Genomic DNA, 26,631 nt, shown 5'->3' on the forward strand with positions numbered 1-26,631 from the left:
GGCAGCTGGAGGTGTTATTTTATTGTCAGGTTGGGAAAAGTTAATTCAATAAAAAGATTTTTTAAATGCAAAAGCCTGTTTGTTTCAATTTCCACCTCATCGAATTGCATGGGCTTTGAGTTCACTTCATATATGAAGAGTGAGCCCGATTCGTCTTCCCCTATATCAATGGAAAACTCTCCGAGAAACCCGATTTTTTTCGATAGTATCTCTCCGCATTTTTGGGCGATATTCGCTAATTTTAGATTCAGGCTTCTTGATTGCAGGTCTTGATAAGGAAAAAGCTTACCACCTCGGGGAGTGTGGGTGGTGATTTCCTGAGTTTGTGACATCCTTACCGCTTTACCGGTCACTTTATAAAAACCTTTTTCATAATGGACGAGAATCCGGTAATCATAACGATGTCCAAAAAGTTTTTTTGGTCTGATCGCCTGTTGAGCAAGATAGCTCCTTTTTAATAAATCCCCTTTTTTTGTTTCCCAGAATGATGCGAAATCCGGGAAGGACTCACTATGCTTTAAGCTATTGAACAATAGTGTATCATCATCATTTTTGATTATGGTATAAATGCCCTTCCCTTGGCTTCCTTTGCAGGGTTTAAGGTATATATGCCTGTAGGTCTCCAGGAAAGCATAAAGGCAATCGCTGTTCCGTAAGACCGTTGTGGGTGGAAGGTGATTTGTGAGGAATCCATCTTCATTTAATGCTTCGAACATCACATATTTATCTATAAAACAGGGGTTGAATAGATTCATTCGGTAATCTTTAAAGTGTGTGATAAGATGTTGGAATTCCTCTGACGCCTCATAGCTCCTCGAGGGGATACGGTTATAGACGATGTCAGGGAAGGGTACTTTACATTCGATCCACTTGTTTGAAATGGAGGAAAAAACATACCCCCTCAACGAATCGGGATGAAGGGCATTTCCTGTGAATACATACGCTAATATTCCATGTTTTAATAAATATAATGATAGGTCCCGAAAAAGGGTCAGGTTTCCTCCCAAACCTGATTCCTTTTTGGGATTGGAAACAGTTAAAATTCCGACGGCAAGCATCCGGTTACCCGGAAATATCGTGATTGGAATTAGGGGTTGATTTGAATGGTCCTTTTTATAGCTGATTTCCTCTTCGGCAGAGCCGGCGAAAAGTTCAGCATTCTCATGATTGTGGTACCAATTTTCAGTGGGGATATCGTAAAAAATGTTCATCGCGGCACACTGATTGATTTCGTAATCGTTTGTTCCGTAAGATAAATGGCATAATCAAGGCTTAGCTTTCTGGTCAGCAATTCGAAATCCTTGAGTTTTGGATGGGCGAATATGGAACGTCCAGGTTTGGAATTGGCTTCAAACATCCAAACCTGCCCTTTTTTATCCAATCCAAAATCAAATCCTATTTCTGCAATGATGCCGTCCAAGTTCTTTTCTATACTGTCACTTAAAATCAGCGCGGCTTCCGATAGCTTTCGTTCGACTTCTTTCGCCTCATCGTCATCTCCAAACAGTTCGGCAACCGTTTTGATGACACCCCCGCTTTTAATATGGGTCGTGACGCTGCCGGCGCCGGCGATTTTTGCGGCGATCGCGGTTACCTGCCATTTTCCATTACTGTCCTTGTTCGTATGGACCCGGAAATCCACTGGACGTTTTTCAAATCGAATTAATGGGATGCCCTGCTGCACGATAAGATTCTCAAGCGGTCGGTCGTGAAAAATATGTTTAACGATGGATTCCAATGTGGGGAATTTTTGTAGTTTATTTTCTTTTGCTTCATTTGTATAGCGACAATAGTAAACATCCTCGTGCTTATCATAAAGAATTTGGTGAATCCCTAGACCGAGGCTGCCGTGAATGGGCTTTATATAAACTTGCCGGTAATGGGAAAGAAGGGTTTCCACCACGGACATGGATTGAAATGGATACGTTTCCGGCAAATAAGGCAGTGCCCGCTCATCTGCGCATAGCCTTTCATTTACATCCCATTTATTGAAAAATCCTGGATTATACCATGGTATGGTATATTTTTTTTGAAATTTTTGCTTCACTTCTTTAGGTCCATCGCGGTTTTCCGTCAACCGATTTGGGAGACGGTCATAGATGACATTAGGAAAAGGAAATTCATCAATATGCCAGTAATCGTTATCAAACACATAGCCTTTGATTGTCTCCTCATCCCAATTGATTACATTCTCTCCAAAAACAAAGGGGATACAGCCTGTTGTCCTGCTAAGCGAAAGTAGCTTTGCGAAAAATTCCGATCTCTCCCCTAATGGTTTGTTTGAAAGGCCAGTGAAGCCTGAGGAAAATATTCCGACAAGCGGTCCGATATGGATGCTCTTGCCGTAAATGAATAAATGAAGGGGAATATCGGTATGATCGAATATTAGGGATTCCGCAAGACTTTCCGATAGGACGATTGACTGATTGACGGCTGGGTTTTGTTTGACGATGGCAGGACATGAATGCCGTCCGAAATAAATTAATTCAATCTCTGCCAAATCTCCAAGCTCTGAAGGGTAGTAGAGAACATTGCCAGGGATAGCGGCAATTTCGGCAGGATAAGTCTTTCTCACTTTCTATTCACCTGCTTTCTGAAGATGTTCGGATAAATACTGGCTATATTGAAACGGTGCGCGATGAATATCTTTCATGGTCTCCGGCTGTAGTGCCTGAATGATTTTCCTTCCGGGCTTCGAGTTAATGTCCATGATCCATAATTGGCCTTTTTTATCGATGCCTAGATCAATCCCCAATTCGAATAATCTTTCAAAGACAGCTTCGGTTTCTACGGGCAGGGTGCGAAGGATATGCTGAATCTTTTGTTCTACAGCAATCGAAATCGTTTCCGGGTTTCTTTTGTTGAAAGTCTCTAATGGAATGGCTTCCCCGCCTGTGGCAAGATTTGAAGTAATTCCATCTTTTTGTCCTGTACGAATTCCGCGGCCCCGTTCCATCCATTGATTCTTCTCGTTTTTTTGAAGGAAAATCCGTAAATCGAATGGCTCGTTATTTTGGTTGCAAAGTTCCAAATATGGCTGGCAAAGGTAACGGTATCGATTTAATAAATGCTGCAGCCATTTGTTAAGCTGAGATTTGGAGGAGAATGGGCGGTCATATTTGGTGCCCTTTTTCGTCATGGATACCAAAGTGCCGTCTTCGGTTTTTGAAAGGAGATAGATTCCTGTACCGCCTGCACCGAATTCAGGTTTGATGATGATTTTATCCAGGCGTTCCAAATGACCGGTAATATCTTCAGGTGTCGTCACTTGTACGGTCTCAGGAAAAAATGCCTGCAGGTGTGGATGGTTTTTTAGGATTTGGTACACTTCCCACTTACCAGGAAGGCCCAGCCCTAAGAAATTCGAGTTATCCTTTAACCAATCGATTTTGTGTCGCGTTTCCGTTGATTCACGAACTAATCCGTGAAAACAGCGATCATATACAAAATCAGGTAAATCAAAAGATGTGGCAATCCAAGTTTCATTCTCGGCATCAAAACGCTCGCCACGCACTTTTTTCAGATTCATATCAATATTTTCAGGTGAGAATTTACAAACTTTCATATTAAATGATTTCGCGGTTTTGGCTATTTCGGTGAAGTAGTTGTTTTCATGTGTATCCGACGCGGCCATTAATCCTATTAACACGAGCTAGCAACTCCTTTTTATGGATGGTTTTCGCGGTTAAGGGCAAGCATGAAATCTATGATGGATTTTACTGATGGACGAAAGGTTTCATAGTTGCCTTGAAATTTTTTCGAAGGTTTTGAATTCACTTCGATGATCCATGGATGTGTATCGGTATCCAGTGCTAAATCGATCCCTAGCTCACCGAATGAATCATCATGGTTTTCGACCAAGGCCTGGGCAGTATTTTTAGACAGCCGTACGAGCTTTTGATATATGCGGCTGGCGTCCTGAAGGTCAAATGCCTCCTTTAGAAAATCCGGCCCATTTTTCATCAATCCGCCTTGTGCAAGATTGGAAACGATTGTACCAGGGTCCCCAATCCGGGCAACCATTGATGAAACTTTCCATTCAAGCTGATCGTTCCGGTGAAGAAGTATGCGGAAATCAACTTTTCTCTGATCGATTTCGAATAGGGAAATCCCTTTTTGAAGAATGAAGGATCGTTTTCTGGACAATCTTTTTAACGTTTCATACAACTTTTCATCCGTATCAGCAAAATGTACATTCTGGAGATGTCCGGATTGCTCGATTTTCCATTTTCCAGCTACTTGCGTTAATCTGCAAATATTCCTGCCTTGGCTGCCTGCTGAAGGTTTAAAGTAGATTACCGAATGCCTATCTATAAAAGTCAAGAAAGATTCCTTTTCGTTAAAAAGGATCGTCTCTGGCAAATTTGGCAACAGCTCATCTTCTAAGATTAGCAGCTCATGTACATGATGTTTGGAGAGGAACCTTCCATTGAACATCGGTATCGACCGTTCCCCCAGTTCAGTTTTAAACAGGTTGAAAGAATGCGATTCCTCAAGTTTGCGCGAATGTATCCGGTTATAAATTACATCAGGAATGGGGAGGGGAAAGGTTTGCCAGCCATTTTGTCCAGGCAGGTAGCCTTCCACAACCCCATCTTGAAGAGACTGCAGTTTTACTAAATAGAAGGGGATGCCCTGCTGATTACAATATGATTTCATTTCCTGATAAAATTTTTCCATCTCGCCGAATGTCCCGTCTTGCAACGGGGTCTGGTTCATGAGTGAAGCGAAGAATGGGCCTATTTTAATTGACCTTCCTTCCGCATGGTATGAGACGGAGATTGGATTGGAAAAAACGGGTAAGGATAAAATTTGGTTCATATCATATGAAAGTTTCAATGTAGGCTGGGATGACGGGAATGGCTGGACAAGTACCGGGACGGAACGGCATCCAGCAATGATCGTTAAGGGTTCTCCAAATTGAAGGCCCCATTCCTCAAATAGTTTTTCTTCGATAAGCAGTAGCGCCTTCTTTCTAGTCTCTGCGGAATTTACCGTAATGAAAACTTTCTGATGGTTAAGGTTCATAATAATTCCCCGTTTGCACTAAGTTTGATATCCTTTTATAAGTAAATGATGGGCAAATGTGGATAACACATTCTATGTTTTTTTTATTAGAAGGTGTCATCAAGCCTTTATTTCAAGCAATAAAAGGAGAAATTTCAAGGGTGAGTATTGGGTGAAGATACTGTTTATGGTCTTTGTAGGTACTGTAATAGGTGCTTCACTAATTAATTAGCTATCAGAATGCTGTTCAGACCTTATAAACCAATCTATTCTTTCGGGAAACAGCTGCCGTTGACACCAGGGTTGATTCCGAAGGGGCTGGATGAGTTAGGCAAACAATTAGGCAAATTGCTAATGATGCCTCTATACAGAATATGAAAATTTTCGTGAAGGCAGAAGTAAAGAAAGCATTGTACATGGAAAAAAGTACTGCACAATTGCTTGATCAATTGGGAATGAAGAGAGCCGGTTCGAGAATTGATGCCAATTTCCCGGACACCATTGTCGAAAAGGGCGTCTCGTCCTTCGTGGAAAAAGGTGCCGAGTACTTAATTTTTCACACAAAACTGTATTTGGAGATATCGTGGAAGAACAGGTTTCGTCATTTACGGTGTCGACTTGAGGAAAGGGGGTAGAATCATCGGTTTATTTCAAGGTTTCGTAACTGTTTTAATAGGATGACGTGTAATTCTCAATCGGATTTGTTATAGTGGAAAAGGTGTATGAATACAATGATTACCGGGAGGGGAAATAAATGAGTAACGTATATGATGCAGCGTATGAAATGGAAAAGGCGATTAGGGCAAGTAATGAATATGCCGATTTGCAACGCTTATATGATCTTGTCAATTCTGATGAAGCAACAAAAGGAATGTTTGAAAACTTCCGTAATCTGCAAATGTCATTGCAGCAAAAGCAAATGATGGGACAGGAGATTTCACCGGAAGAAGTTGAGCAAGCACAAAAGACGGTACAGCTTGTCCAACAAAACCCAACCATTTCACAATTGATGGAAGCTGAACAACGGATGAGCATGGTCATTGCAGACCTCAATAAAATTATCATGAAGCCGCTTGAAGATTTATATGGCTTGCCTGAACAACAGCAATAAGCAGTTGGAGACTCCCTTCTATAATGGTTGGGGGTTTTTTTGTTCCCTGAATGCACCAGTGCAAGGGTCGTGAACCACTATTTGTTCTATTCCCGAAATTTTAGTCATAAATTTGAAAGAGGATATTACAGATGGGGGAGATCAGCATGGTATATCGACTACTTGCGGTCAATATCGACGGGACATTGCTCCAGTCGAATGGCCGTTTAAATAAATCGACTAAAGAAGCAATAGATTATGTTCACCAAAAAGGTGTCCATGTTGCACTTGTGACGTCAAGAAACTATCACTCAGCAAAAAAAGTGGCCAAAGCCCTAAAAATAAATCCAATGATCGTTGCTCAGCAAGGAGCCTTTGTCGGAGCTTCAATAGAAAAGCCGATAATGGTAAAAAGAATATCGGAAGAACTGACTGTAGAGCTCGTGCAAATGCTTGAAAAGACCACGTGCCAAATATTGCTCATTCATGAAAAGTACTCGCTGGGCAATCGGGTGAACCTTCCGGAGAATTTGCTAGGTAAATCGGTTATGTATTTGAATGATCAAAATATTTATGCTCAAAATTATGTCGACGATATCAGTGAAGAGCTTATTGACCAGCCGATGGCCCCGACGAAGATGGATGTAATATTTTCAGAAAAAATTGATCGAAATGATATGTTGAAATTGATAAAGAAAATGTTCCCTGAAGTGGATGTAATATTACATCCGGGACATAAAATGACAATCGTTCCGAAGGGGGTTTCTAAATGGAGTGGTGTATTGTATTTAGCCGACCATTTAGAGGTGAGGAGAACGGAAATCGTCTCGATTGGTGATGGATTGGATGATATGGAGATGATTGCCGGTTCTGGTCTGGGAGTTGCCATGGGCAATGCAGATGAGGAAGTAAGGAAAGTGGCAAAATGGGTGACGCGCTCCAATGATCAAGATGGTGTTGCCTATATGCTGAGGGAATTTTTCCGGAAACAGCATCCAATCGAATTTTTACAAAAGATGAATATGCTTAAGTGAATGGCGGGGCTCCTTCATATAGAAGGGGCCCCAATCAGATAATGCTGCTTGAGAGGCCTGTTTTATTTCATAAATAATTATAAGCTTCTTTCCATAAACTAAAGGAAAATCAGTAATGGAAAGGAAGAATCCAATGGGTGTAATTAATGCAAAAGAAGTGCAAGTCGGTGATGAGGTGTTTGTGATTTATAATAATCCCCATGTTCCCACCGTTTCGAATATAAGGGCAGCGGAAATTGTTCCGCATCCCAAAGACCCCAATGCAGTTGCCTTGTTCCTGAACGATACATTTCATACGATTGAGGATGATGATGCTTTGTTCACTTCGGAAGCCGCAGCGGAAAAAGCATACAGTGATTATATGTATAACCAGGACCAGATGACATGAAGAGGCGTTTACTTCGCTTTTACGGAAAGAGAATGAACAGATGAAAGCCCTCGCTTAAAAAGCGGGGGCTCCTTTTGATTATATTTACGAGTAAAAGCTCGGAATTCACGAGTATTTGGTCGAAACTCACGAGTATTTGGTCGAAACTCACGAGTATTTGGTCGAAACTCACGAGTATTTGGTCGAAACTCACGAGTATTTGGTCGAAACTCACGAGTAACCGCTCGAAGCTCACGAGTAACGCTCGAATTCACGAGTAAAAGCTCGAAATTCACGAGTATTTGCTCGAAACTCACGAGTAAGAGCTCGAACTCACGAGTAACCGCTCGAAACTCACGAGTAACCGCTCGAAACTTACGAGTAAAAGCTCGAAACTCACGAGTAAAAGCTCGAAATTCACGAGTAACCGCTCGAAACTCACGAGTAACCGCTCGAATTCACGAGTAACCGCTCGAAATTCACGAGTAACCGCTCGAAACTCACGAGTAACCGCTCGAAACTCACGTGTAAACGCGCCCATACTTACATATAAGAAGCCATTAGTGTTAAAACAGGATATTTGACTGGTAAATTAAAAAACTGCCACACATTTTTTCAAGAAAACAGAGTGACAGTTATGGCTTAATCAGTTATTGGATTGTATAAAGAGTTTCATTGCGTGAATTTGTCCAATATGATTGGTTTCGTGGAGCACTACAAAATTAATGAATTCCCCCACTGTTTCCATTCCGTTGAAAGGCTGTGCTGTCTTTTCTGTCAATCTTTCTTCCGGAATTTCAAGAAGTCGATCAAGTTGCTCATGCAGCTGTTGCTTTAATAATTCAACGGTAGGTACGTCCCCGTTCCAGTCCGCTGGTTTTGAACCATATCCGAATAGTTGGCTGTAATTCGCTGGCAATTCACTGTTGGATTTCAATAAAAAATTTTCGGCTGCAGTAAGGACATGTCCAAGGTGCCAATGGATTGTATTATTAAAACCTTCAGGCTGTACATCCATAAACTCTGGATTGATTCCCTCGATTTCTTTTAAAAGATTACTGCGCATGACCGTTAGCTGATTTTTTACATAATTCATTTTACATTCCCCTTTCAATCTTGTTTTTCTAAACGCTATCTCATGAAATTATAGCAAGGATAATTCAATATTATCAAATTTTAGGTAAGTCTTTTCACAAAGGAAAGGATTATCAATTCTTAATTTCTTTTTAAGGGCTTTAATTGTCAGATGATAATCGGAATAAATGCAATTGAAGCGAGTAGCTCTGTTTGGTTTGGTTGAATGCCGGACATATGCCCAAGAGATGCAGGGTTCATGAACTCTTAAGCTAAAAGCTTGAGGGGTTTTTTGCTGTTAATTAATTGACAAACATTCCTATTACTCTTTTGTGTGGACTAGTATAATGAAATATATTGGATAATTAATCCATCAGGGTATAAAGGAGATGACATATGATGAAAAGGAAACAGCTGCTAGTTGCACTTGGCCTATTATCAATAACGTTAGCTTCAGGTTGTACAACAAAGCAAGAACATATTTCCGTCCAAAAATATGAAGGTAAAAACTACAAATTTGAAGCATATAAAGAAAAGATAGAAATGGGGAAAACAGAAAAAACAAAAGAAATAGTAAAGAATGCTGATTGGGAACAATTCGCATTGGAGAAGGATCATCCTAAGGCGGACTTCATCTTTTATTTTAATGATGAAAAAAGCGAAGGTAAAATAGCTGTATATTATGTTTGGGTTAATACTGATGAAAATATTGTAGAATTGACGAAGGATGAACATAGCCAGTATGCACAGTTAAATAGAAAGGATTCTGAAACTATATTAAGACTTCTGCATTAATGAAAAGGAGGAGAAAGGCAAGACCTGTACTTTCAAAAACCTCCAGACAAGCATTTTATTATTGAATTTAATTCACATGTGACCGAGTAGCCAGCTTTTTATGGGGTAATCTTTTGGAGGGGCTTATGAGGGAAATTACTTTATTTAATGGAAAAATGGTGGAAGTTGAATGTTTAAGCTGTGCTTTAACAAGTGGGGAAGTAGAAGCAGAGGGTGGTGTAATAGTCGAATCTGAATATTTTCATGCTCACCAAGACGTTGCATACCCCATTGAAGGTTTAGTGATTTTAGCATCTAAACGCCATATTAAGTGCTTTGATGAATTAAATGAACGAGAAAAGGTTGATTACATAAACTTATTAACCAGGATTAGAAAAGCTCAAAGGGAAGTATTGGGGGTAAAACACGTTTATTATTTTTACAATGAGGATACTTCCCACCATTTTCATACTTGGATGGTCCCTCGATATGGATGGATGTACGAGTTTGGACGTTCGGTGGAATCAGTTAGACCGGTTTTGCTGCATGCAAGAAACAGCTTGAATGATGTTGAAAATTTAAAAACTGTAATGGATGGAATCGAGGCATTAAAAAAAGAATTAAACCGATAATCCTTCCTGTTCAATGTTTAAAAAAGGAGAAAGAAACCGGACTTCCATACAAGTCCGGTTTCTTTCATCTGCTCAGGCTGAATCAGTCTTCTTATTCGTTGTCCTCAATAGTGGCATGGTGCAACAACGGAAAGAGCCACCGGACTTGATGATTTCGCTTATATCGACTTCAATGACTTCGTATCCACGTTCACGAAGCTGACGATTTACCTGTTTATTACATGGTAGACTGAATAATTTTTTATTCCCAATTGAAAGCACGTTGGTTCCTAATGTGAATTGTTCTTCTTTAGTCACTTCAATCATGTCATAACGTGAAGCTAATATATCCATCTCTTTTTTTGTAAAGGACTCCGGAAAAATAAGCGCCTCTGTCGGTGATATGATATTGAAAACACAATCTAAATGAAGGAATGTTTCAATGAAAGGAATCGCGATGACATCGTATTCCGGTAATAGGGTTTGAAGATGCTTGACGGATGTTTCATCCGTTCTTTCACTGATTCCAATATAGATGGTCTTTCCGTCAATAAGGACATCCCCGCCCTCAATATGATTTTTGAGGAGGTTGAAATATGAAATACCATTCGTTTCGAGCCAGGATTTCAATATTTGTTCTTCACCCTGCCTGATACCTGTTGCCAATTCAGCAACGTATACGGTATTGCCAAGAGTAAAACCGATATCCCTCGTGAAAACTTGTTCTGGATATGTAAATTGTGGCGGAAGTTTTATGACTTCAATCCCTTCATGTTCAAGAGCCTTTATAAATTGGGCATGCTGCTTAAAGGCAAGTTTCTGATCGATATTTTCTTCTTGAAACTCTTTTTGTGTTTCGTTAATGATCTCCCGGATTTCCATATAACGTGGTTCACAGACGATCACCCGTGATAGCTTTGAATATTCACTCGCGCAATAAGCTTCCAGTTCTTCGTTTATTTTGTTTACCATAAATGAGCTCCCTCTAAATATAATTGTATCTTTACTATTTCCTCTTTTTTCTAGAAAGAAACATAAAAAATATACCATCGAACTGCACCGCTAAATTTGAATGGTTTAAAAATAACTTCTCAGATTACGCTCCTAAGAAATGATTCCGTTATATACCGGTTTGATCCTTTCAAATCGAAGAAAGCGAGATTGCCTACAGTTTTTTATTTAAAAAACGTTCCAGTTGATTTCAGAAATCCGCTCCCTTTCCGCCGACTGCCTGCCAAGCCTCATCAAAGTAAACGTCTCCGGGGTCTCGTCTAGCCAGTTTTTCGGCAGGAGTGTCGCAAATTTCTTCAATCCAATGAGGGTTTCATAAAACAATAAAAACCCATAAAGAGCGAGATTGCCTGCAGTTTTTTATTTAAAAAACGTTCCAGTCGTTTCAGAAATCCGCTCCCTTTCCGAATCCCCTCTTTGTCGTCAAACTGATTTAAAAATTTCATCTAGATAAAGCCTGATTCAAAATAATCGTAAATGGCATCTAGGGAAAAAGGATTATTTTTTTTCTGGTCGAATATATAATGAGGATGCTTTTAATATAAGGGGGAGATTGTAATGATGGATACTCCATTGATCATGACTCAAATCATTGAGAGAGCTGAAAAATATTTTCCGAAGAAAGAGGTAGTTTCGCGTACGGATGGTGGAATTCACACATTTACATATGCTGAGATTGCTGAGCGTACAAGAAGGCTGACCAGTAATCTTGAAAAATTCGGTATTCAAACAGGTGACCGTATTGGAACACTTGCCTGGAACCATCATCGGCATTTAGAAGCTTATTTTGCGATTCCTTGTCATGGTGCTGTCCTACATACAATCAATATGCGTCTGTCTCCTCAACATGTTTCTTATATCGTCAATAGTGCGGAGGATCGATTATTATTGATAGACCCGGATGTCATCCCCCTTTTGGAAGCAATTAAAGATGAGTTAACGACAGTGGAAGGTTATATCATAATGACGGATAAAGATGAGCTGCCTGAAACGACCCTTTCACCTATTTATCATTATGAAAAATTATTAGCCGAAGGGAATCCGAAACAGCCATTCATTCAAACCTTGGATGAAAATGCACCTGCCGGCATATGTTATACTTCGGCCACGACCGGGAATCCAAAAGGTGTGGTTTATTCACATCGCGGAATTTTGTTGCATGCGATTGCACTGGGGCTTGCCGATTCTACAGCATTGAGCGAACGGGATGTGGCACTTCCTGTCGTGCCCATGTTTCATGTGAATGCCTGGGGCATGCCTTTTGCCAGTGTTTGGTTTGGAACGAAGATGGTTTTGCCGGGACCTTATTTCACACCAAAGATTTTGGCTGAGCTTATAGAAACGGAGAAGGTTACAATCGCAGCAGGGGTTCCGACGATATGGCTGGGCTTATTGAAGGAGCTAGAAGAAGGCAGCCATGATACGAGCAGCATTCGTGCTGTTTTATGCGGAGGGTCGGCTGCTCCGAAAAGCATGATTAAAACCTTTGAACAAAAGTATGGGATACCATTCCTGCATGCCTATGGAATGACTGAAACAAGCCCGCTCGTATTTGTATCTAAACCAAAAAGCTATCAGGAAGATCTCCCTGAAGAAGAACTTTATGAGTTGAAGGCCAAGCAGGGCCTTGTTTCACCAATGATAGAAATTAAAGTGATCGGTCAGGATGGCGAAGTGAAACCTGATGGAAAAGAAATGGGCGAATTGCTGATCAGGGGTCCTTGGATAGCGAATGAGTATTTTAAGGATGAGCGGTCAGAGGATACGTTTAAAGATGGCTGGCTGTATACGGGGGATGTTGTCACGATTGATGAAGAAGGATTCGTGAAAATCGTCGACCGGACCAAGGACTTGATAAAAAGCGGCGGTGAGTGGATTTCTTCCGTAGATATAGAGAATGCATTAATGGCCCATGAAGCAATCTTTGAGGCGGCGGTAATTGCAGTGCCTCACGAAAAATGGCAAGAACGGCCGATTGCCTGTGTTGTTTTGAAGGACGCATACAAGGGTCAAGTGTCCCAGGAGGACATCATCGAATTTTTAAAGCCGCAGTTTGCAAAATGGTGGCTGCCCGATGAAGTGGTCTTTTTGGATGAAATCCCTAAAACGGGTGTTGGGAAGTTCTTGAAAAGGGCATTGCGTGATCAGCTTCAGGATAAATATATCAATAAATAATGCTATATTTGTTTAATTGTAACTTTTCTACCTATTCTGTTAATGGAAGAAAAATATATAATAGAGTAATAGAACGAAAGAGGAGGAAATAAATTGAGTATTGAATCGACATCACCTTCTGGCACTGTTTTAATCACATATTCGGACAGGACGGCTACTGTTGCAATGAACCGTCCAGAGGCCATGAATGCCTTAAATCCGAAAATGCTGCATGATTTCATTAATGCCCTTAAGGAAGTAAGTGAGAATGATGAAGTGGACGTCGTCATTATAAAAGGGAATGGGAAAGCATTTTCCGCAGGTGGTGACATTAAGATGATGCTCTCGCCTGGAAAAGAAAACGCTTTCGATGAACTGATGGATGGAATCAGTGAATTGGTGACCACTCTATACTTCATGCCTAAATTGACCATCAGTGCCATTCATGGTGCAGCTGCAGGGCTTGGGTTGAGTATAGCTCTTGCAACCGATCACCTTATTGCCGATTCGGAAAGTAAGGTTGCGATGAATTTTATCGGGATTGGATTAATCCCTGATGGCGGCGGACACTTTTTCCTTGAACGCCGTCTTGGTGAAGTGGGTGCGAAAGAATTGATCTGGGAGGGTAAAGTGCTTACAGCGCTTGAAGCAAAAGAAAAGGGCCTCATTCATGAAGTGGCAGAAGGAACGTTGGAACATGCTGTAGAGAAGAAAGTGCAATCATGGCTGCAAAGCCCGGTTCAGGCCATGATTAAAACGAAAAAGATCCTTAGTGAAAAAAATCGCCCACTATTAATTAAGATCCTTGAGATTGAAAAAGCTGCTCAGATGAAAATGCGCCAAACAGCGGACCACCAAGAGGGAATAAAAGCTTTCGTGGAAAAAAGAAAACCGAACTTCATCGGAAAATGAATGAAAACGGCCGTCATTTTTTAGTGACGGCCTTTGCTTTAGACAAAAGGGGCTCGAAGTCCGAAATAGTGAGGTGAAGGTCGTAAAAAATTCATGAACGGTCGAATAAAGTGCTCCGGTCTTTATGGTTTTTTTACTGTAATCCTCATTGGATTGAAGAAATTTGCGACACTCCTGCCGAATAACTGGCTAGACGAGACCCCGGAGACGTTTACGGCGAGGAGGCTTGGCAGACAGTCGGCGGAAAGGGAGCGGATTTCTGGAATCAACGTTTTTTAAATAAAAAAACTGCAGGAAAACTGAGTTTTCATCGAGTTTGTCTACACGAGGCCATCACGTTATTGTGACGGCCTTTCTATTTAGAGTAAAAGGAAGATGCGGGAAACTTGATCATATTTTTAGCGATTGCGCTTCTACTTCCAATCAGCGATGAAAAAGCAATAAAGCGCCTGAAGGTGATGTACAGCGATGTGTTTGATCTTGATAGTTTTTTTCCTTTAATAGATTTTGTCCCAATTCTTTTGCTTTTTCATCATTCTCGGCTGTAAATGATTCATCCAATAGTTTTTCCCCTGACGGTTCAAAAACGGTTAATTTGTATATTTTGCTCATTTTCAAAAACTCCCTTGTCAATAATAATGCTGTCTTTTATCTAAAGATAGGTACTGTTATAAAAATTTTATCATTATCTGTCAATTTTGACTATTGTTATGTGGGGGAATGTATTAAGACAGGGAATATTGATAAGTAGCTGAATATCTTGAAAAATGATGGAAAATAACAAAATCGAACTAATTTCATGGTTTCTTCCTTTAAGTTTGGAAAGAATGAAAACAAAACCTATTTATACTAGAGGAATTCTCTCTTTAAAATGAAAAATCATAAATGATATAATAAACCTGAGTAAAAGGTAGGAAGTGTATGGATTGAAGGGGGATTTTTTGAATGACGGTAAAAATCGTTAATAATATCACTGAATTGATAGGAGATACACCTGTTGTAAGGATTAATCATTTAACAGCGGAGGGTGACGCTGAAGTATTTGTGAAACTTGAATATTTCAATCCGAGCCGCAGCGTAAAAGATCGGGCTGCCTTCAACTTAATTAGGCAGGCTGAATTGGATGGTATCATTCAATCCGGGGCCACGATCATAGAGCCAACATCAGGGAATACAGGAATTGGGCTTGCTATGAATGCCGCGGCAAAGGGGTATCGTGCCATTATGGTCATGCCAGATAATATGTCGAAAGAAAGAATCAATATCTTAAAGGCATACGGAGCGGAAGTTGTCCTCACCCCTGCATCAGAGCGGATGCCTGGAGCCATTCGTAAAGCTGAGGAACTTGCTTCAGAGATTCCGAATAGTTTTATTCCGCAGCAATTTGAAAACCAAGCCAATCCTGATATTCACAGAGTGACGACAGCAGTCGAGATTCTGGATCAGATGGATGGAAACCTGGATGTGTTTGTCGCTACTGCTGGAACGGGAGGAACGATAACCGGTACAGGTGAAGCCTTAAAAGAACATCTGCCGGAGTTAAAGGTTGTCGTTGTCGAGCCTAAGGGTTCCCCAGTTCTTTCCGGCGGAAAGCCTGGTCCTCATAAGTTAGTGGGTACGAGCCCTGGTTTTATCCCCAACATTTTAAATACAGAGGTATTTGATGAAATCGTTCAAGCGGCAGATGAAGATGCGATTTCCACCATGAAGGATTTGGCTTCGAAGGAAGGTATATTGATTGGACCTTCAGGAGGTGCCTCTGTCTGGACTGCCCTGCAGGAAGCCCGTCGTCTTGGAAGTGGCAAACGAGTATTATGCATTGCACCGGATAATGGTGAACGATATTTAAGTATGGATATTTTTAAATGAAGAAAAGACCGAATGCCGTGCATGAAACTTGTTCACGCCATTCGGTCTTTTTCCTATTGATTTTGCCCATACTGGAATAACTAGGTACCAAATGCCGGATTAAAATAATAATGTATGGGAAAGTATGTTCTGTACGTGTTAAAATTAAATGTGAAATGTTGAAAGAAATCGAGGTGATAACTTTGAGCGGTGTGAAGTTCATTCATGCGGCGGATCTCCATTTGGATAGTCCCTTTTCAGGGTTGAAGGATATGCCGTCATCTATATTAAAGGAATTAAGGGACAGTCCGTTTAAAGCTTTTAAAACTATCATTAATGAAGCAATTTCCCATCAGGTTGACTTTATCGTGTTATCGGGGGATCTATTTGATGGGGAAAATCGGAGTCTCCGGACACAGGTCCGCTTTCGAGCTGAAATGGAAAAACTCCAGCAGCATCAGATTCCTGCTTATATCATTCATGGTAACCATGATCATCTCAGCGGCTCATGGATTACTGTGGAGCTGCCGAATAATGTCCACGTATTTTCAGGGAAAACCGAAGTGAAACGGTTTGAAAAAATCGATGGGACGACTGTCCACCTTTATGGATTCAGTTATCCACGCCGTCACGTCAGGGAGAGAATGATTGAAACCTACATAAAAGCTGAAGGGGCCGATTATCATATAGGTCTGCTTCATGGGAATTTGGAAGGCAATTCCGAACATAGCCCATACGCCCCTTTTTCATTGAAGGAACTAGCTGCTAAAGATTTCGATTACTGGGCATTAGGCCATATTCATAAACATCAGGTTGTATCAGAAGATCCGCTAGTGATATACCCAGGAAATATTCAAGGCAGGAACAGAAAGGAGTCCGGCATTAAAGGGTGCTTGCTTGTCGAATTCGACGGGGACGTGAAGCGTCATTCTTTTATTGAAACCTCTGAGGTGATATGGGAAAGCGAAACAATTGAAATATCCGCGGAAGGTGGTTTTGATGCCCTGTTCAAGCAATGCAAGGAAGTAATTGAACAGAAGGGTTTCGATGGGAGAAGCTTTCTTTTGGAATTGAAGCTGGATGCTGGTGACGCAGCAGGCCCTTCCGGGGATTATCTTGAAGAATTGACCCGGATCTTGCAGGAAGAGGACCAAGGGGAACCATTTATCTGGGTGTATAAAATCAAAGTCATTCAGTCCATGCCGATGATTAGGTCAAATGAAAGAATATCGCCCTTTATGGCTGAGGTATCGATGCTTGCATCTGAATTTGATGATACGGATGCTGCTCTGGCCCCGCTTTATATTCATCCGGGTGCAAGAAGGTTTCTTGATTCAATAGAGCCGGAAGAGCAGAGGGAACTTTTGGATGAAGCGGAAAGATGGCTTTTGCAAGTTTTTGAAGCGAATAAATGACTGTAGGGAGGAGGAACGGATTTGATTATTAAAGACCTCCATGTTTATGGATACGGCAAACTGGAAAATCAGCGTTTTCCTGAATTGGGACAGCTGCAGGTTTTCTTTGGGGAAAATGAATCGGGCAAGTCAACCATCATGTCCTTCATTCATAGTATGCTGTTTGGTTTTCCGACAAAGGTTCAAAACGAACCGCGTTATGAGCCCAAAATGCATGCCAAATATGGGGGAAGGCTCAGTATCATAACAAAAAATGACGGGGAAATCGTCATTGAGCGTGTGAAGGGAAAGGCTACTGGTGATGTAAAATTGACCTTCGAGGATGGAAGGGTCGGCGGCGAGGAAGAATTGAATGAGATTCTCCATGGCGTTGATAAAAACTATTACCAAGCCATTTTTTCTTTCGACCTTCAGGGCCTGCAGGGATTACATACACTAAGTGAAGGGACCATGAGTAAATATCTGCTTTCAGCTGGGCTGATTGGGAATGATAAACTTCTTGAAGCCGAAACGAAATTGCAAAAGGAGCTCGATTTAAGGTTCAAGCCATCTGGCCAAAAACCTTTACTGAATGTGAGATTGAAAGAACTTAAGGAATTGCAGAAAAAGGTGAAAGCATCGGAAGAAGAACAGCAGTCATATACGGCATTGCTTCAGGAAGAAGCAAAACTTAAGGAGGAGCTCTCTAAAGTCACGATAGATATTCAGGAGATTGAAGAAAATCTCGTTAACGTGAGCACTTTTTTGCGGATTAAACCCTTGGTTGAAGAACAGCGGGAACTTGAAACAGAAATAAGTGAAATTCCGGATGTAAGTTTTCCTGTTGATGGCTTAAAAAGACTTGAACAGCTTCAGGCAGTTGGAATGCCCATGAAAGCCCAACTTGCGGCATTGACTGAGAAAATGGACAAACTTGAGGTAAAACTCACGGAAATCGAAATCAATCCGTTCATCAAGGAGCATAAAGAGCAGATTGAACATGCAATCGATCAAGGAACATTGCTGGAGAAGCTCGAGCTGGATATAAGAAAAGCGGAACACGAAAGGCTGTTGGAAGAAAAGAATATTGAAAAGGTGAAGCAGGAATTATTCTTGGATGTTTCTGATGATGAAATAAGAAAACTGGATATCAGTACATTCATGAAGGAAAAGGTGAAAAGGGCCGAGAGGGAAAAGCATCAACTCCAAAATGATAAAAAACAGCTTGATGAGAAATATGGACTGCAAAAGGATAGTCTGGAAACTACAGAATCCCGATTGAAGGAGATAAAGACCCAGTTACTGCCAGATGAAAAAAGAATCGAGCTGGAGACCTTATACAACAAGCAGAATAACATCGAATTTGAAGCGGCACAATCCCTTATTCTTGATGAACAAATACTTGAGCTTGAAAAGCAATTGGCTTTACAGAGGAAGAAGGAAGCGCATAATCGTAAACGTTCACTTATCATGAATGGCAGTTTAATAGTACTTCTTTGTTTAGGTGCGATTGGAAGTTATTTCAGTGAACAGATTTTGTTGGGGATTATACTTCTATCCATGGCTGTTCTGTTTGTGGTTTCCAGGCATCTCTTTAAAGGTGATGATATATTGTCCGGATATATTAGGCAATTGGATGAGATGAAAAGGAAAAGGGCTGCAATTGGCAGTGAAACCAATCGAGTGAGTGAAGGAGAGTCGATGGGTCGGTTGCTTGAAATGGACCAACGACTTCAAAGGCGGTTTGAAAGTGAAATGTTTAAATATGAAGAAAGGGAGGAAGCGTTTGAATCGACCATTCAGGAATATGCTACTTGGGAAGCTAGCAGGGACCGATTGGATAAAGAAGTGAGGAGCATCTTAAGCGGTTGGGGTCTGTCTTATCCCGGAATGGAAATCAATCTTGAATCTGTATTTGAACTTCTTGAGAAATGGAAGGAAGCCGTAGATAGGAAATATGAAGCAATCAAGATGCACAATTTTCTGCATGCAGAATTTGAGGGTAAATCGAAGGCTTTATTTCATTTTGCACACAGCCTTGATTTTGAACCATCCACATGGCGGGAAGCGATTGGCCTATTGAAACGGGAAATGAATAAAGCGGTTGAATACTCCGTTCAACTAATACAATGGATGCAGGAACGGAGTCATTTGACGAACGAAATCGAGCAGTTGACGATGGAAAAAGACTATCTTGATGCAGAAATGGAAATGCTTTTTAAGTTAGCGAAGGTCAAGGACGAGGAAGAGTTCAGGCAAGACGCTGCATTGTCCGAAAAGAAAATTGCTTTACAAAAACAGCTTGATTTGATCACCATTCAAATTGGGCAATCCAGAATGCTGCCTGAACAAATCCAAACTTACCTAAAACAGGGGATCAACACGTATACATTTGAAAATTTAGAACGGAAACGTAAGGATTCTGTAAAGGTGAAATCACTTTTATTAGAGAAACAGGCGGATACGAAGCATAAGATAAAACAGCTTGAAGTGTCAGGGATTTATGATGACTTACTTCATCGTTTTTATGAAGAAAAAGCTGCTTTTAACGAAGAGGCGAAGGAATGGGCGAAATTGGCAATAGCCAAAAGCTTATTGAATAAAACCTTGGACCGATATAAAAGGGAACGCCTACCGAAGGTCATCGCTGATGCAGAGCGGCATTTTTCCTTTTTAACGAATGGAAGCTATAATAAAATCATCCTTGATCAGTCGGGAGAAGGCATTTGGGTACAGCGCAGTGATGGTTTGAGTTTCAGGGTTGAAGAGGTCAGCCGCGGGACAGCAGAGCAAATTTATGTTTCCCTAAGGCTCGCACTTGCTGATCATACTTTTGAAAATGATTCATTCCCTCTCATCATTGATGATAGTTTCGTCAATTTTGATGCGGAAAGGACAAAACGGATGCTCAAGTTATTGGAAATGGTTTCGGAAAAACGGCAAATTTTATTTTTTACTTGTCACCGATATATAATGGAGTACTTTAGCGAAAACCAAGTGATTCGTCTATCCAGCCCCGTATTGCGCCAGGATATGAATGATTTGATCATCCCGAAATATAATGGGTTATAAACTATAAATAAAGAGAGTGAAGTCATTGAAAATGAATGAGTTTGTAAGCCACCATGATTCTTCTTTGGAGCTAATAATCGAAAAGGAGTTTCCTGGTGAACGATGTGTTGGGGGAAAATATTTTGCCAAAGGACATAGCATCACTTTATATGAGAGAGATATCGAAATTCAGTGTGAACGCTCCCTAGGATCGCTTGCAAGGCTTGAGGAATATTCATGGGTGATCCTCACACATGAGTTGGGCCACGCATTGGATCCCGACCTTGCTGTGCTTAGTGAGGAGCTATACAATACAGGAAAATCAGAAATCCTTTATCAAATAGAGGTCAATGCATGGAATATTGCAGAAGGATTAATTCCTTTCATCTTTCAAGATTTATTTACCTTCATTAGGGATGAATCCCTGGAACATTGTACAAATCGCCTGATGGTCGGTTAAAAGGCTCTCCATATGGAGGGCTTTTTTATTTTCCGCTAAATGGAAATTCTGATAGGGTTTGCGCCGAGGGGGAGAATGGATTATTGAATCGTTCTGAAGCTACAGGAAGTGGTAAATGATATGGCAAGTTAATATAATGTGCTAATTTTTTTACATTAATGTTTCCAATGGAAGCTTCATATCTTTAAAGGAGTATTCACTGTAATGAATCGTTTAAGAGGAATGGGACACGGATTTTTTGGTTTATATTTTTTAAAGGATTGACAGTGAGAATCATTTTCATTAAACTAGTATTATTAGACTAAAAGGGGAGTATTTTTATGCGACCAGCTATTAACACACAGTCTTTATCGCTCGGTTATGGTGATAAATTAATTATAAATGATATGAATATAGAAATACCCAAAGGGGAGATCACCGTATTCATCGGTGCTAATGGATGTGGAAAATCAACACTGCTAAGGTCGGTTGCACGATTGTTAAAACCTCAATCCGGCTCAGTTTTGCTCGAAGGCAAAGCGATTTCGACCATGTCATCGAAGGATGTAGCAAGAAAGATGGCGATTCTCCCACAATCCCCGGTTGCTCCTGAAGGACTTACAGTCTATCAACTTGTTAAACAAGGAAGATATCCTTATCAAAGTTGGTTGAAACAGTGGAGTTCCGTGGATGAAGAAAAAGTTCAAAAGGCAATTGAAGCGACGAACCTGACCGATTTAAAGGATCAGGCAGTCGATGAATTATCGGGAGGCCAGAAGCAACGGGCATGGATAGCAATGACGCTGGCTCAGGATACGGACGTCATTTTATTGGATGAACCGACTACATATCTTGATATGACCCATCAAATCGAGATTTTGGACTTATTGTTCGACTTGAATGAGTTTGAGAACCGAACGATCGTGATGGTGCTTCATGATTTGAATTTAGCTTGCCGTTATGCGGATAATCTGGTGGCACTTAAAGATGGGGCGATACATGCTCAAGGCCGGCCAGAGGATATCATCACGCCTGAATTGGTACAGCATGTATTCAGCATGGAATGTCAAATTTCTTTTGATCCAATTTTCGGCAGTCCCATGTGTGTCCCGTTTGGTAAAGGCCGCTACGCCCAAAGTCAGGTAAAAGCGCTGGCCAATGCATAACCTAACACCAGCTATTGAAAAAGAGCTGCAGGGATATCGCATTTCCTTTCGAGATGAAGCCAAAGTTTCCAAGACCTTCAATCATGCTGATGAGCTTATTCAGTATGCACAAGCCCGGACTGGAGCTGAAACGTCAAGGATAGCAATTTCAATGTGGTTCAGACGCTATGCTTTTTTTGTCACGGCACAATTTTACATGTTCAGCAAACATCGGCTTATTTGGGAAGGCACACTTCAGGAAATTGGCGTTTTGGATGATCCAGAAGATAAACATTGGCTCCCGAATTTTTTACTAAAAACTAACAGGTGGAGCAATGTCACGGAAAAGGAAAGCGCATCTGCCCTACATTCCATATTAAGCAGTTTTGGTTCTGATGCCATGAGCTTCTTTTCCGGAACTGCTAAAATATCTAAACTAGTGCTCTGGGAAAATATTTGGAGTTATACGGTATGGATGTATAGTGAGTTATTGAAGCAGGCAGATATAAAGACGCGAGTTGAAAAGGACATTGAAATGCTGCTTGAAGATGAAGTATGGCTGAATATTGAAACGCGTTCGCCTTTTAAACGATTCATTGGGGAAAAAAGTGTTCCGGCGTCCATGAATCCTTATAAACGGGTGACATGCTGTTTATATTACCGAATTGAGGGTCAGGAAAAATGCGCGTATTGTCCGAACAATAACTGTTGAAATAGATTTGATTGAAGAGCCAGGCTTGGGGTCAAGCCTGGTTTTCTTGTGGAGTGATAACAGACGGTCAGCTTAGGCTTTTTCTTGTCCATTGTCTATCACTTATTAACGAAAACTAAACGCACTAACGAGATTGGTATGTTATAATGTTGATATTTAATTGAACGGAGGCAGTCGCATGGGAAATGGGATCATACACTACGGAATTGGTGAAGTAGTAGATATATATATGTACATTAAAACGAGTACAAAAGCGGTGGCAAGTAATGGAAAGCCGTTTTTAACATTGATTTTGTGCGATAAAACCGGGGAGATCGAGGCAAAGCTATGGGATGTTTCCGAGGCTGATGAGAAAATATACAGTGCGGAAGCTACGGTGAAAGTTCAAGGGGAAGTCCAGAATTATCGAGGACGCAGCCAATTGAAAATCCGTAATATCAGAATTACTTCAGATATTGATGGGGTAACGAAAGCCGATTTAATTCAAACGGCCCCTATAAGTCAGGAAGAAATGATGGAAACCATCACTCAATTCATTTTTGAAATGAGGAATCCGAATATCCAAAGGGTGACTAGGCATCTCATAAAAAAATATCAGAATGAATTCCTGACGTTTCCTGCTGCAACCAAGAACCATCATGAGTATATGTCGGGTCTGGCCTATCACGTTGTATCGATGCTAGGGCTGGCTAAGGCCATTTCAACACTATATCCTTCCCTCAATAAGGATCTATTGTATGCAGGAGTCATTCTCCATGACCTTGGAAAGGTACATGAGCTATCTGGACCTGTTTCGACTGTTTATACAGTGGAAGGGAACTTGTTGGGGCATATCACCATCATGGTAAATGAAGTCGGCAAAGCTGCAGAGGAATTGGGCATTGAAGCGGAAGAAGTCATGATTCTCAAGCACTTGATATTAAGCCACCATGGTAAAGCTGAGTGGGGCAGTCCAAAACCGCCAATGGTTAGGGAAGCGGAAGTGCTGCATTATATTGATAATATGGATGCCAAGATAAATATGATGGACCGGGCATTAGAAAAAGTGAAACCGGGTGAATTTACGGAAAGAGTCTTCGCACTCGATAATCGTTCATTCTATAAACCAACATTTTAATGAAATATGTTTCTTTCTCGATGGAGAAAGAAGCATATTTTTTTTGTTCGCGCATATTCTCTAGTAAATGAATAGTAGATTTTTTGGGAGGGAATGGACATGCCAATTTGGATATGGTTCGTGTTTATTGGGATAATTGTCAGTGCAGTCATGTCAATTTGGACAGCTAGGCAGGAACGCCTCATAGATGATGCTTGGATTGAGAAGGAAGGTCAAAAGTACATTGAACGCATGGAAGAAGAGCGCGAGAGGCGTAAAAAGGATATAAATCAGGGGGCATAGCTGAATGATGATAAAAAGCGACAGGACAAAGTCCTGTCGCTTTTTACTATCGAATTATTTTTCTGCTTTAGTTGCATCACCAGAAGTAATGGCATCTTTTAGATCTTTATCTTTAATCTTCACGTCCGCTTTTTTAACTTCTGCATTCAAAATATCTTGAACTTTAGTTTGGTCAATTTGAGCGACTTTCAAATCATATTCAAGATCTTTTTTCATATCTTTGTATGATTTCTTTTCTTTTATATCTTCAAGTTGGATGATGTGGTAGCCATAATCGGATTTAACCGGTTTGCTGATTTCATCTTTCTTCATTTTGTAAGCTTGTTCTTCAAATGCAGGAACCATTTCACCTTGTCCGAACCAGCCTAGTTCGCCGCCTTTTTCAGCTGTGCCTGTGTCTGTTGAATATTCTTTTGCAAGTTTAGCGAAATCTTCGCCTTTGTCCAATTTAGCTTTAACTTCGTTGGCTGTTTTTTGGTCTTTCACTAGAATATGTCTCGCTTTGATTTGTGGTTTATAGTCTTCATAAGCTTTTTTCACATCAGCTTCTTTAACTTTTATATCGGCTACGGCTGCTTTTTCTTGAAGCATGCCGATTTTAAGTGCACGTTTAAGATCATCTTCGCTCTTATATCCGGAAGAGGCCAGGGCCGTTTCGAAATTTTCACCCATTTGCTCTTTAAGTTCGTCCGTTTTAGCTTTAACTTCTTTATCAGTTACTGTATATTTTTCAGAAAGAACTTTTTCATAAACAAGTTCCTGAAGAACGGTTTCACCATAACGGTCTTTCATTACATTGTAAAATTCCTCTTTAGTTATATCCCCCGCTTTAGTTTCCACGACTGCTTCCTTGTCGCTGTTGCATGCTGTAAGTCCAATCAGCCCTGCAGTAACAGCAATCGATAATGCCCACTTCTTCATAAAAACAACTCCTAGTTTTAAGTTTCTGGTTTGCTATTTTTCGTATTTCCACAAAATTAACTATAACATATTCTGGTTGCTTTACAAAAAATAATATATTGGCGTATGACTAAGATTTTTTTGAAAAATGGGTGTACGCCTACCCAGATAATAAACCATTACATATGATAAATCGAGGACAACAAAAGGGGGGAGTAAAATGAGTAATGGATTTAACGGAGGTTTCGCTTTGTTAGTGGTGTTATTCATATTATTAATAATTATAGGATCAGCCTGTTTCTAATCGGCTGCAAAATTAATAATGGAAAGAGCCCACTCCTTTTGTGATGGAGTTGAATAGGATAGGGTAGCCGCTCAACAAAAAGACGAAGTGAATATCAAGCTTAGAAAGGAATGGATTCCTTTTGGCGGATTTAAGGGTGTGCATGAAATTACAATTACTTAAGAATGGAAAGGAGGAAGATCAATGTCTGGAGGAATAGGTGGAGGCTTTGCTCTAATTGTCGTTCTTTTCATCCTGTTAATCATCATTGGAGCTTCTTGGTTATAAACTCATAAATAAAAGGCGAAGCTGTTGCTTCGCCCTTTTTCTTTATGTGGATAATGCCCCGGGTATCACCAATGTATGTAACAAATGATGGCCATCATTTGTTGCTCATCTCTACGTATACAAAATTTCAATATAGGAGGATAATAACATAATTGTAATTAATACATTAATGGTCCTGAATACTTTAGGCTGCCGGTCTTCAGCAATTTCCTTTTGAATACATAAAGAGTTTGTCATTCTATTAATATTATAAAGGATCAAAATAGCAAAAATAATAAACCAGAACGAGATCAAAACCTAAAATCCCTCCTTGCAAAACATCATGTATAAATACGATACCAAATTATAATGAAAAAAGATACTTAAAAATCTTATTGGACATCTTTATGAATGAATAAGAAATCACTTTTGAATAAGTATATCGTATCCTTCGAGATGTTCCTCGATAAAAGAATGCCTTGGGGAACCAATCAGGTTTTTTATATAAATAAAATCCGATACGCATAATCCGGTGTGCATGGATAATAAAATAGTGAAATAATGAATGTAATGTGGAAAACTAAGGGCACAACCAATCAATATGATAGACATAATGACGAAAGGCAGCACAAGGGTCAAAAGATAAAGATGCTTTCGAATCGGAACATGTACATTGACTTTGCATGTAAGCACAAGGTTCCACTTCAAGGACCAAGAAGTTTTTACTTTTTTACATAATAATCGTAAAGGTAAATAGTGTAATAGTTTGTGAACAGGATATAATAAGAGCAATAGGCTAAAAAATACCATTGTTTGATCGCCATACAAAATAACATGAGTTAAAAAGACACTTAATAATGTATAGATCAGAACAAAAGACAACAATATAGTAAAAACTGCAAAAAAGATCAGACGGCAACTGCCATATTGTTTTGCCACGTCAATTGTTTTCCACGAATTCATTTCGAAATCAGCCCTCCAAAGCTGTTTTAATATACTTACATACATTACGATGAATGGGTGGAAAAAGCAATGAAATTCTTGGATTAACTTTAAGATAAAATCAATATAGTGTGTAGGCAAGCTAAGGGCGTTTAAGGCCAGGTTTTGAACCAGGGATCTGACAGATTACTGAGCGTGAAAAATCAAAAAATGGTTA

31 protein-coding genes are annotated in these 26,631 nt (G+C 40.3%); 19 read left to right on the top strand and 12 right to left on the bottom strand.

Annotation, left to right across the window (positions count from 1 at the left end):
• Nucleotides 1–14 precede the first annotated feature (14 nt).
• Genes AC3ISB_RS05775 through AC3ISB_RS05790 form a run of 4 tightly spaced genes read right to left on the bottom strand, consistent with a single transcriptional unit; the run spans nt 15 to nt 5,028 of the window.
• On the bottom strand, nt 15–1,211 hold the full coding sequence (locus tag AC3ISB_RS05775) for a YheC/YheD family endospore coat-associated protein (protein WP_480339944.1): 1,197 nt from the start codon (nt 1,209–1,211) through the stop codon (nt 15–17).
• Complete coding sequence (locus AC3ISB_RS05780; protein ID WP_430097734.1) at nt 1,208–2,575, bottom strand: YheC/YheD family endospore coat-associated protein; 1,368 nt, start codon at nt 2,573–2,575, stop codon at nt 1,208–1,210. Before AC3ISB_RS05780 ends, AC3ISB_RS05775 begins: the two co-directional genes overlap by 4 nt.
• A gap of 3 nt (nt 2,576–2,578) precedes the next feature.
• Nucleotides 2,579–3,649 (bottom strand): YheC/YheD family endospore coat-associated protein, encoded by a 1,071-nt coding sequence (locus AC3ISB_RS05785; RefSeq protein WP_098372514.1) that lies wholly within the window; start codon nt 3,647–3,649, stop codon nt 2,579–2,581.
• Nucleotides 3,650–3,666: 17 nt separating this feature from the next.
• Entirely contained in the window at nt 3,667–5,028 is a 1,362-nt protein-coding gene (locus tag AC3ISB_RS05790) for a YheC/YheD family endospore coat-associated protein (protein ID WP_489275807.1), read from the bottom strand.
• A gap of 219 nt (nt 5,029–5,247) precedes the next feature.
• On the opposite strand from AC3ISB_RS05790, the gene AC3ISB_RS05795 reads away from it, so the two are divergent.
• The 4 genes from AC3ISB_RS05795 (at nt 5,248) to AC3ISB_RS05810 (ending at nt 7,519) form a co-directional block, all read left to right on the top strand.
• A complete protein-coding gene (locus AC3ISB_RS05795; protein WP_480339946.1) occupies nt 5,248–5,385 on the top strand; it encodes a hypothetical protein in 138 nt (45 codons plus the stop codon).
• A 376-nt stretch (nt 5,386–5,761) separates the two neighbouring features.
• Entirely contained in the window at nt 5,762–6,118 is a 357-nt protein-coding gene (locus tag AC3ISB_RS05800; RefSeq protein ID WP_098372510.1) for a YlbF/YmcA family competence regulator, read from the top strand.
• 146 nt (nt 6,119–6,264) lie between these two features.
• Complete coding sequence (locus AC3ISB_RS05805; protein ID WP_098372632.1) at nt 6,265–7,131, top strand: Cof-type HAD-IIB family hydrolase; 867 nt, start codon at nt 6,265–6,267, stop codon at nt 7,129–7,131.
• Between the two features lie 115 nt (nt 7,132–7,246).
• Entirely contained in the window at nt 7,247–7,519 is a 273-nt protein-coding gene (locus AC3ISB_RS05810; RefSeq protein WP_260398022.1) for a transcriptional regulator SplA domain-containing protein, read from the top strand.
• An 8-nt stretch (nt 7,520–7,527) separates the two neighbouring features.
• On the opposite strand, the gene AC3ISB_RS05815 is transcribed toward AC3ISB_RS05810, so the two are convergent.
• Complete coding sequence (locus AC3ISB_RS05815; protein WP_489275808.1) at nt 7,528–7,815, bottom strand: hypothetical protein; 288 nt, start codon at nt 7,813–7,815, stop codon at nt 7,528–7,530.
• 329 nt (nt 7,816–8,144) lie between these two features.
• The gene (locus AC3ISB_RS05820; protein WP_098372509.1) at nt 8,145–8,594 is read right to left on the bottom strand and encodes a DinB family protein; all 450 of its coding nucleotides are present in this window, start codon (nt 8,592–8,594) and stop codon (nt 8,145–8,147) included.
• A 374-nt stretch (nt 8,595–8,968) separates the two neighbouring features.
• On the opposite strand from AC3ISB_RS05820, the gene AC3ISB_RS05825 reads away from it, so the two are divergent.
• Nucleotides 8,969–9,367: a hypothetical protein gene (locus tag AC3ISB_RS05825; protein WP_452451339.1), complete on the top strand. Its 399-nt coding sequence runs from the start codon at nt 8,969–8,971 to the stop codon at nt 9,365–9,367.
• 125 nt (nt 9,368–9,492) lie between these two features.
• On the top strand, nt 9,493–9,978 hold the full coding sequence (locus tag AC3ISB_RS05830) for an HIT family protein (RefSeq protein ID WP_480339948.1): 486 nt from the start codon (nt 9,493–9,495) through the stop codon (nt 9,976–9,978).
• A 72-nt stretch (nt 9,979–10,050) separates the two neighbouring features.
• Here AC3ISB_RS05830 and AC3ISB_RS05835 read toward each other — a convergent pair whose 3' ends face one another.
• Both AC3ISB_RS05835 and AC3ISB_RS05840 read right to left on the bottom strand, forming a co-directional pair.
• Entirely contained in the window at nt 10,051–10,929 is an 879-nt protein-coding gene (locus tag AC3ISB_RS05835) for a dimethylarginine dimethylaminohydrolase family protein (protein WP_480339949.1), read from the bottom strand.
• A 207-nt stretch (nt 10,930–11,136) separates the two neighbouring features.
• Nucleotides 11,137–11,292 carry a hypothetical protein gene (locus AC3ISB_RS05840; protein WP_185151465.1) on the bottom strand — a complete coding sequence of 52 codons (156 nt, stop codon included), beginning with the start codon at nt 11,290–11,292 and terminating at the stop codon, nt 11,137–11,139.
• 234 nt (nt 11,293–11,526) lie between these two features.
• Here AC3ISB_RS05840 and AC3ISB_RS05845 point away from each other — a divergent pair, with 234 nt between their 5' ends.
• The 3 genes from AC3ISB_RS05845 to AC3ISB_RS05855 all read left to right on the top strand — a co-directional run bounded on the left by AC3ISB_RS05845 (nt 11,527) and on the right by AC3ISB_RS05855 (nt 14,313).
• Entirely contained in the window at nt 11,527–13,143 is a 1,617-nt protein-coding gene (locus AC3ISB_RS05845; RefSeq protein ID WP_144526900.1) for a long-chain fatty acid--CoA ligase, read from the top strand.
• Nucleotides 13,144–13,236: 93 nt separating this feature from the next.
• A complete protein-coding gene (locus tag AC3ISB_RS05850) occupies nt 13,237–14,034 on the top strand; it encodes an enoyl-CoA hydratase (protein WP_141993102.1) in 798 nt (265 codons plus the stop codon).
• A gap of 93 nt (nt 14,035–14,127) precedes the next feature.
• Complete coding sequence (locus AC3ISB_RS05855; protein WP_480339950.1) at nt 14,128–14,313, top strand: hypothetical protein; 186 nt, start codon at nt 14,128–14,130, stop codon at nt 14,311–14,313.
• Nucleotides 14,314–14,457: 144 nt separating this feature from the next.
• Here the strand turns inward: AC3ISB_RS05855 and AC3ISB_RS05860 are convergent, their stop codons facing one another.
• Nucleotides 14,458–14,646, bottom strand: a complete 189-nt coding sequence (locus AC3ISB_RS05860) for a YhzD family protein (RefSeq protein ID WP_098371372.1) — start codon at nt 14,644–14,646, stop codon at nt 14,458–14,460.
• Nucleotides 14,647–14,979: 333 nt separating this feature from the next.
• Here AC3ISB_RS05860 and cysK point away from each other — a divergent pair, with 333 nt between their 5' ends.
• The 8 genes from cysK (at nt 14,980) to AC3ISB_RS05900 (ending at nt 24,022) form a co-directional block, all read left to right on the top strand.
• Nucleotides 14,980–15,903 (top strand): cysteine synthase A, encoded by a 924-nt coding sequence (gene cysK / locus AC3ISB_RS05865; protein ID WP_480339951.1) that lies wholly within the window; start codon nt 14,980–14,982, stop codon nt 15,901–15,903.
• Between the two features lie 110 nt (nt 15,904–16,013).
• Nucleotides 16,014–17,297, top strand: a complete 1,284-nt coding sequence (locus AC3ISB_RS05870; RefSeq protein ID WP_480339952.1) for a metallophosphoesterase family protein — start codon at nt 16,014–16,016, stop codon at nt 17,295–17,297.
• A 21-nt stretch (nt 17,298–17,318) separates the two neighbouring features.
• Entirely contained in the window at nt 17,319–20,348 is a 3,030-nt protein-coding gene (locus AC3ISB_RS05875; protein ID WP_480339953.1) for an ATP-binding protein, read from the top strand.
• 31 nt (nt 20,349–20,379) lie between these two features.
• Nucleotides 20,380–20,787 carry a hypothetical protein gene (locus tag AC3ISB_RS05880; RefSeq protein WP_489275813.1) on the top strand — a complete coding sequence of 136 codons (408 nt, stop codon included), beginning with the start codon at nt 20,380–20,382 and terminating at the stop codon, nt 20,785–20,787.
• Between the two features lie 320 nt (nt 20,788–21,107).
• Nucleotides 21,108–21,932, top strand: a complete 825-nt coding sequence (locus AC3ISB_RS05885) for an ABC transporter ATP-binding protein (RefSeq protein WP_098371369.1) — start codon at nt 21,108–21,110, stop codon at nt 21,930–21,932.
• Nucleotides 21,925–22,623 carry a (2Fe-2S)-binding protein gene (locus AC3ISB_RS05890; protein WP_098371368.1) on the top strand — a complete coding sequence of 233 codons (699 nt, stop codon included), beginning with the start codon at nt 21,925–21,927 and terminating at the stop codon, nt 22,621–22,623. Before AC3ISB_RS05885 ends, AC3ISB_RS05890 begins: the two co-directional genes overlap by 8 nt.
• 178 nt (nt 22,624–22,801) lie before the next feature.
• Complete coding sequence (gene yhaM, locus AC3ISB_RS05895; protein WP_480339955.1) at nt 22,802–23,740, top strand: 3'-5' exoribonuclease YhaM; 939 nt, start codon at nt 22,802–22,804, stop codon at nt 23,738–23,740.
• A gap of 99 nt (nt 23,741–23,839) precedes the next feature.
• Nucleotides 23,840–24,022, top strand: coding sequence for a sporulation YhaL family protein (locus AC3ISB_RS05900; protein WP_053344914.1), 183 nt, complete (start codon nt 23,840–23,842; stop codon nt 24,020–24,022).
• A gap of 54 nt (nt 24,023–24,076) precedes the next feature.
• Here the strand turns inward: AC3ISB_RS05900 and AC3ISB_RS05905 are convergent, their stop codons facing one another.
• Nucleotides 24,077–24,943 carry a peptidylprolyl isomerase gene (locus tag AC3ISB_RS05905; RefSeq protein WP_098371366.1) on the bottom strand — a complete coding sequence of 289 codons (867 nt, stop codon included), beginning with the start codon at nt 24,941–24,943 and terminating at the stop codon, nt 24,077–24,079.
• 199 nt (nt 24,944–25,142) lie between these two features.
• Between AC3ISB_RS05905 and AC3ISB_RS05910 the strand changes: the two genes are divergently transcribed.
• Together AC3ISB_RS05910 and AC3ISB_RS05915 are read left to right on the top strand one after the other, a co-directional pair.
• A complete protein-coding gene (locus AC3ISB_RS05910) occupies nt 25,143–25,226 on the top strand; it encodes a YjcZ family sporulation protein (protein ID WP_098371365.1) in 84 nt (27 codons plus the stop codon).
• 183 nt (nt 25,227–25,409) lie between these two features.
• On the top strand, nt 25,410–25,493 hold the full coding sequence (locus tag AC3ISB_RS05915; RefSeq protein WP_061462016.1) for a YjcZ family sporulation protein: 84 nt from the start codon (nt 25,410–25,412) through the stop codon (nt 25,491–25,493).
• Nucleotides 25,494–25,604: 111 nt separating this feature from the next.
• On the opposite strand, the gene AC3ISB_RS05920 is transcribed toward AC3ISB_RS05915, so the two are convergent.
• Nucleotides 25,605–25,787, bottom strand: a complete 183-nt coding sequence (locus tag AC3ISB_RS05920; protein WP_034314696.1) for a hypothetical protein — start codon at nt 25,785–25,787, stop codon at nt 25,605–25,607.
• 108 nt (nt 25,788–25,895) lie between these two features.
• The gene (locus tag AC3ISB_RS05925) at nt 25,896–26,480 is read right to left on the bottom strand and encodes a DUF3267 domain-containing protein (protein WP_098371364.1); all 585 of its coding nucleotides are present in this window, start codon (nt 26,478–26,480) and stop codon (nt 25,896–25,898) included.
• Between the last annotated feature and the right edge of the window lie 151 nt (nt 26,481–26,631).

Source organism: Peribacillus sp. GL_122, assembly GCF_057835005.1.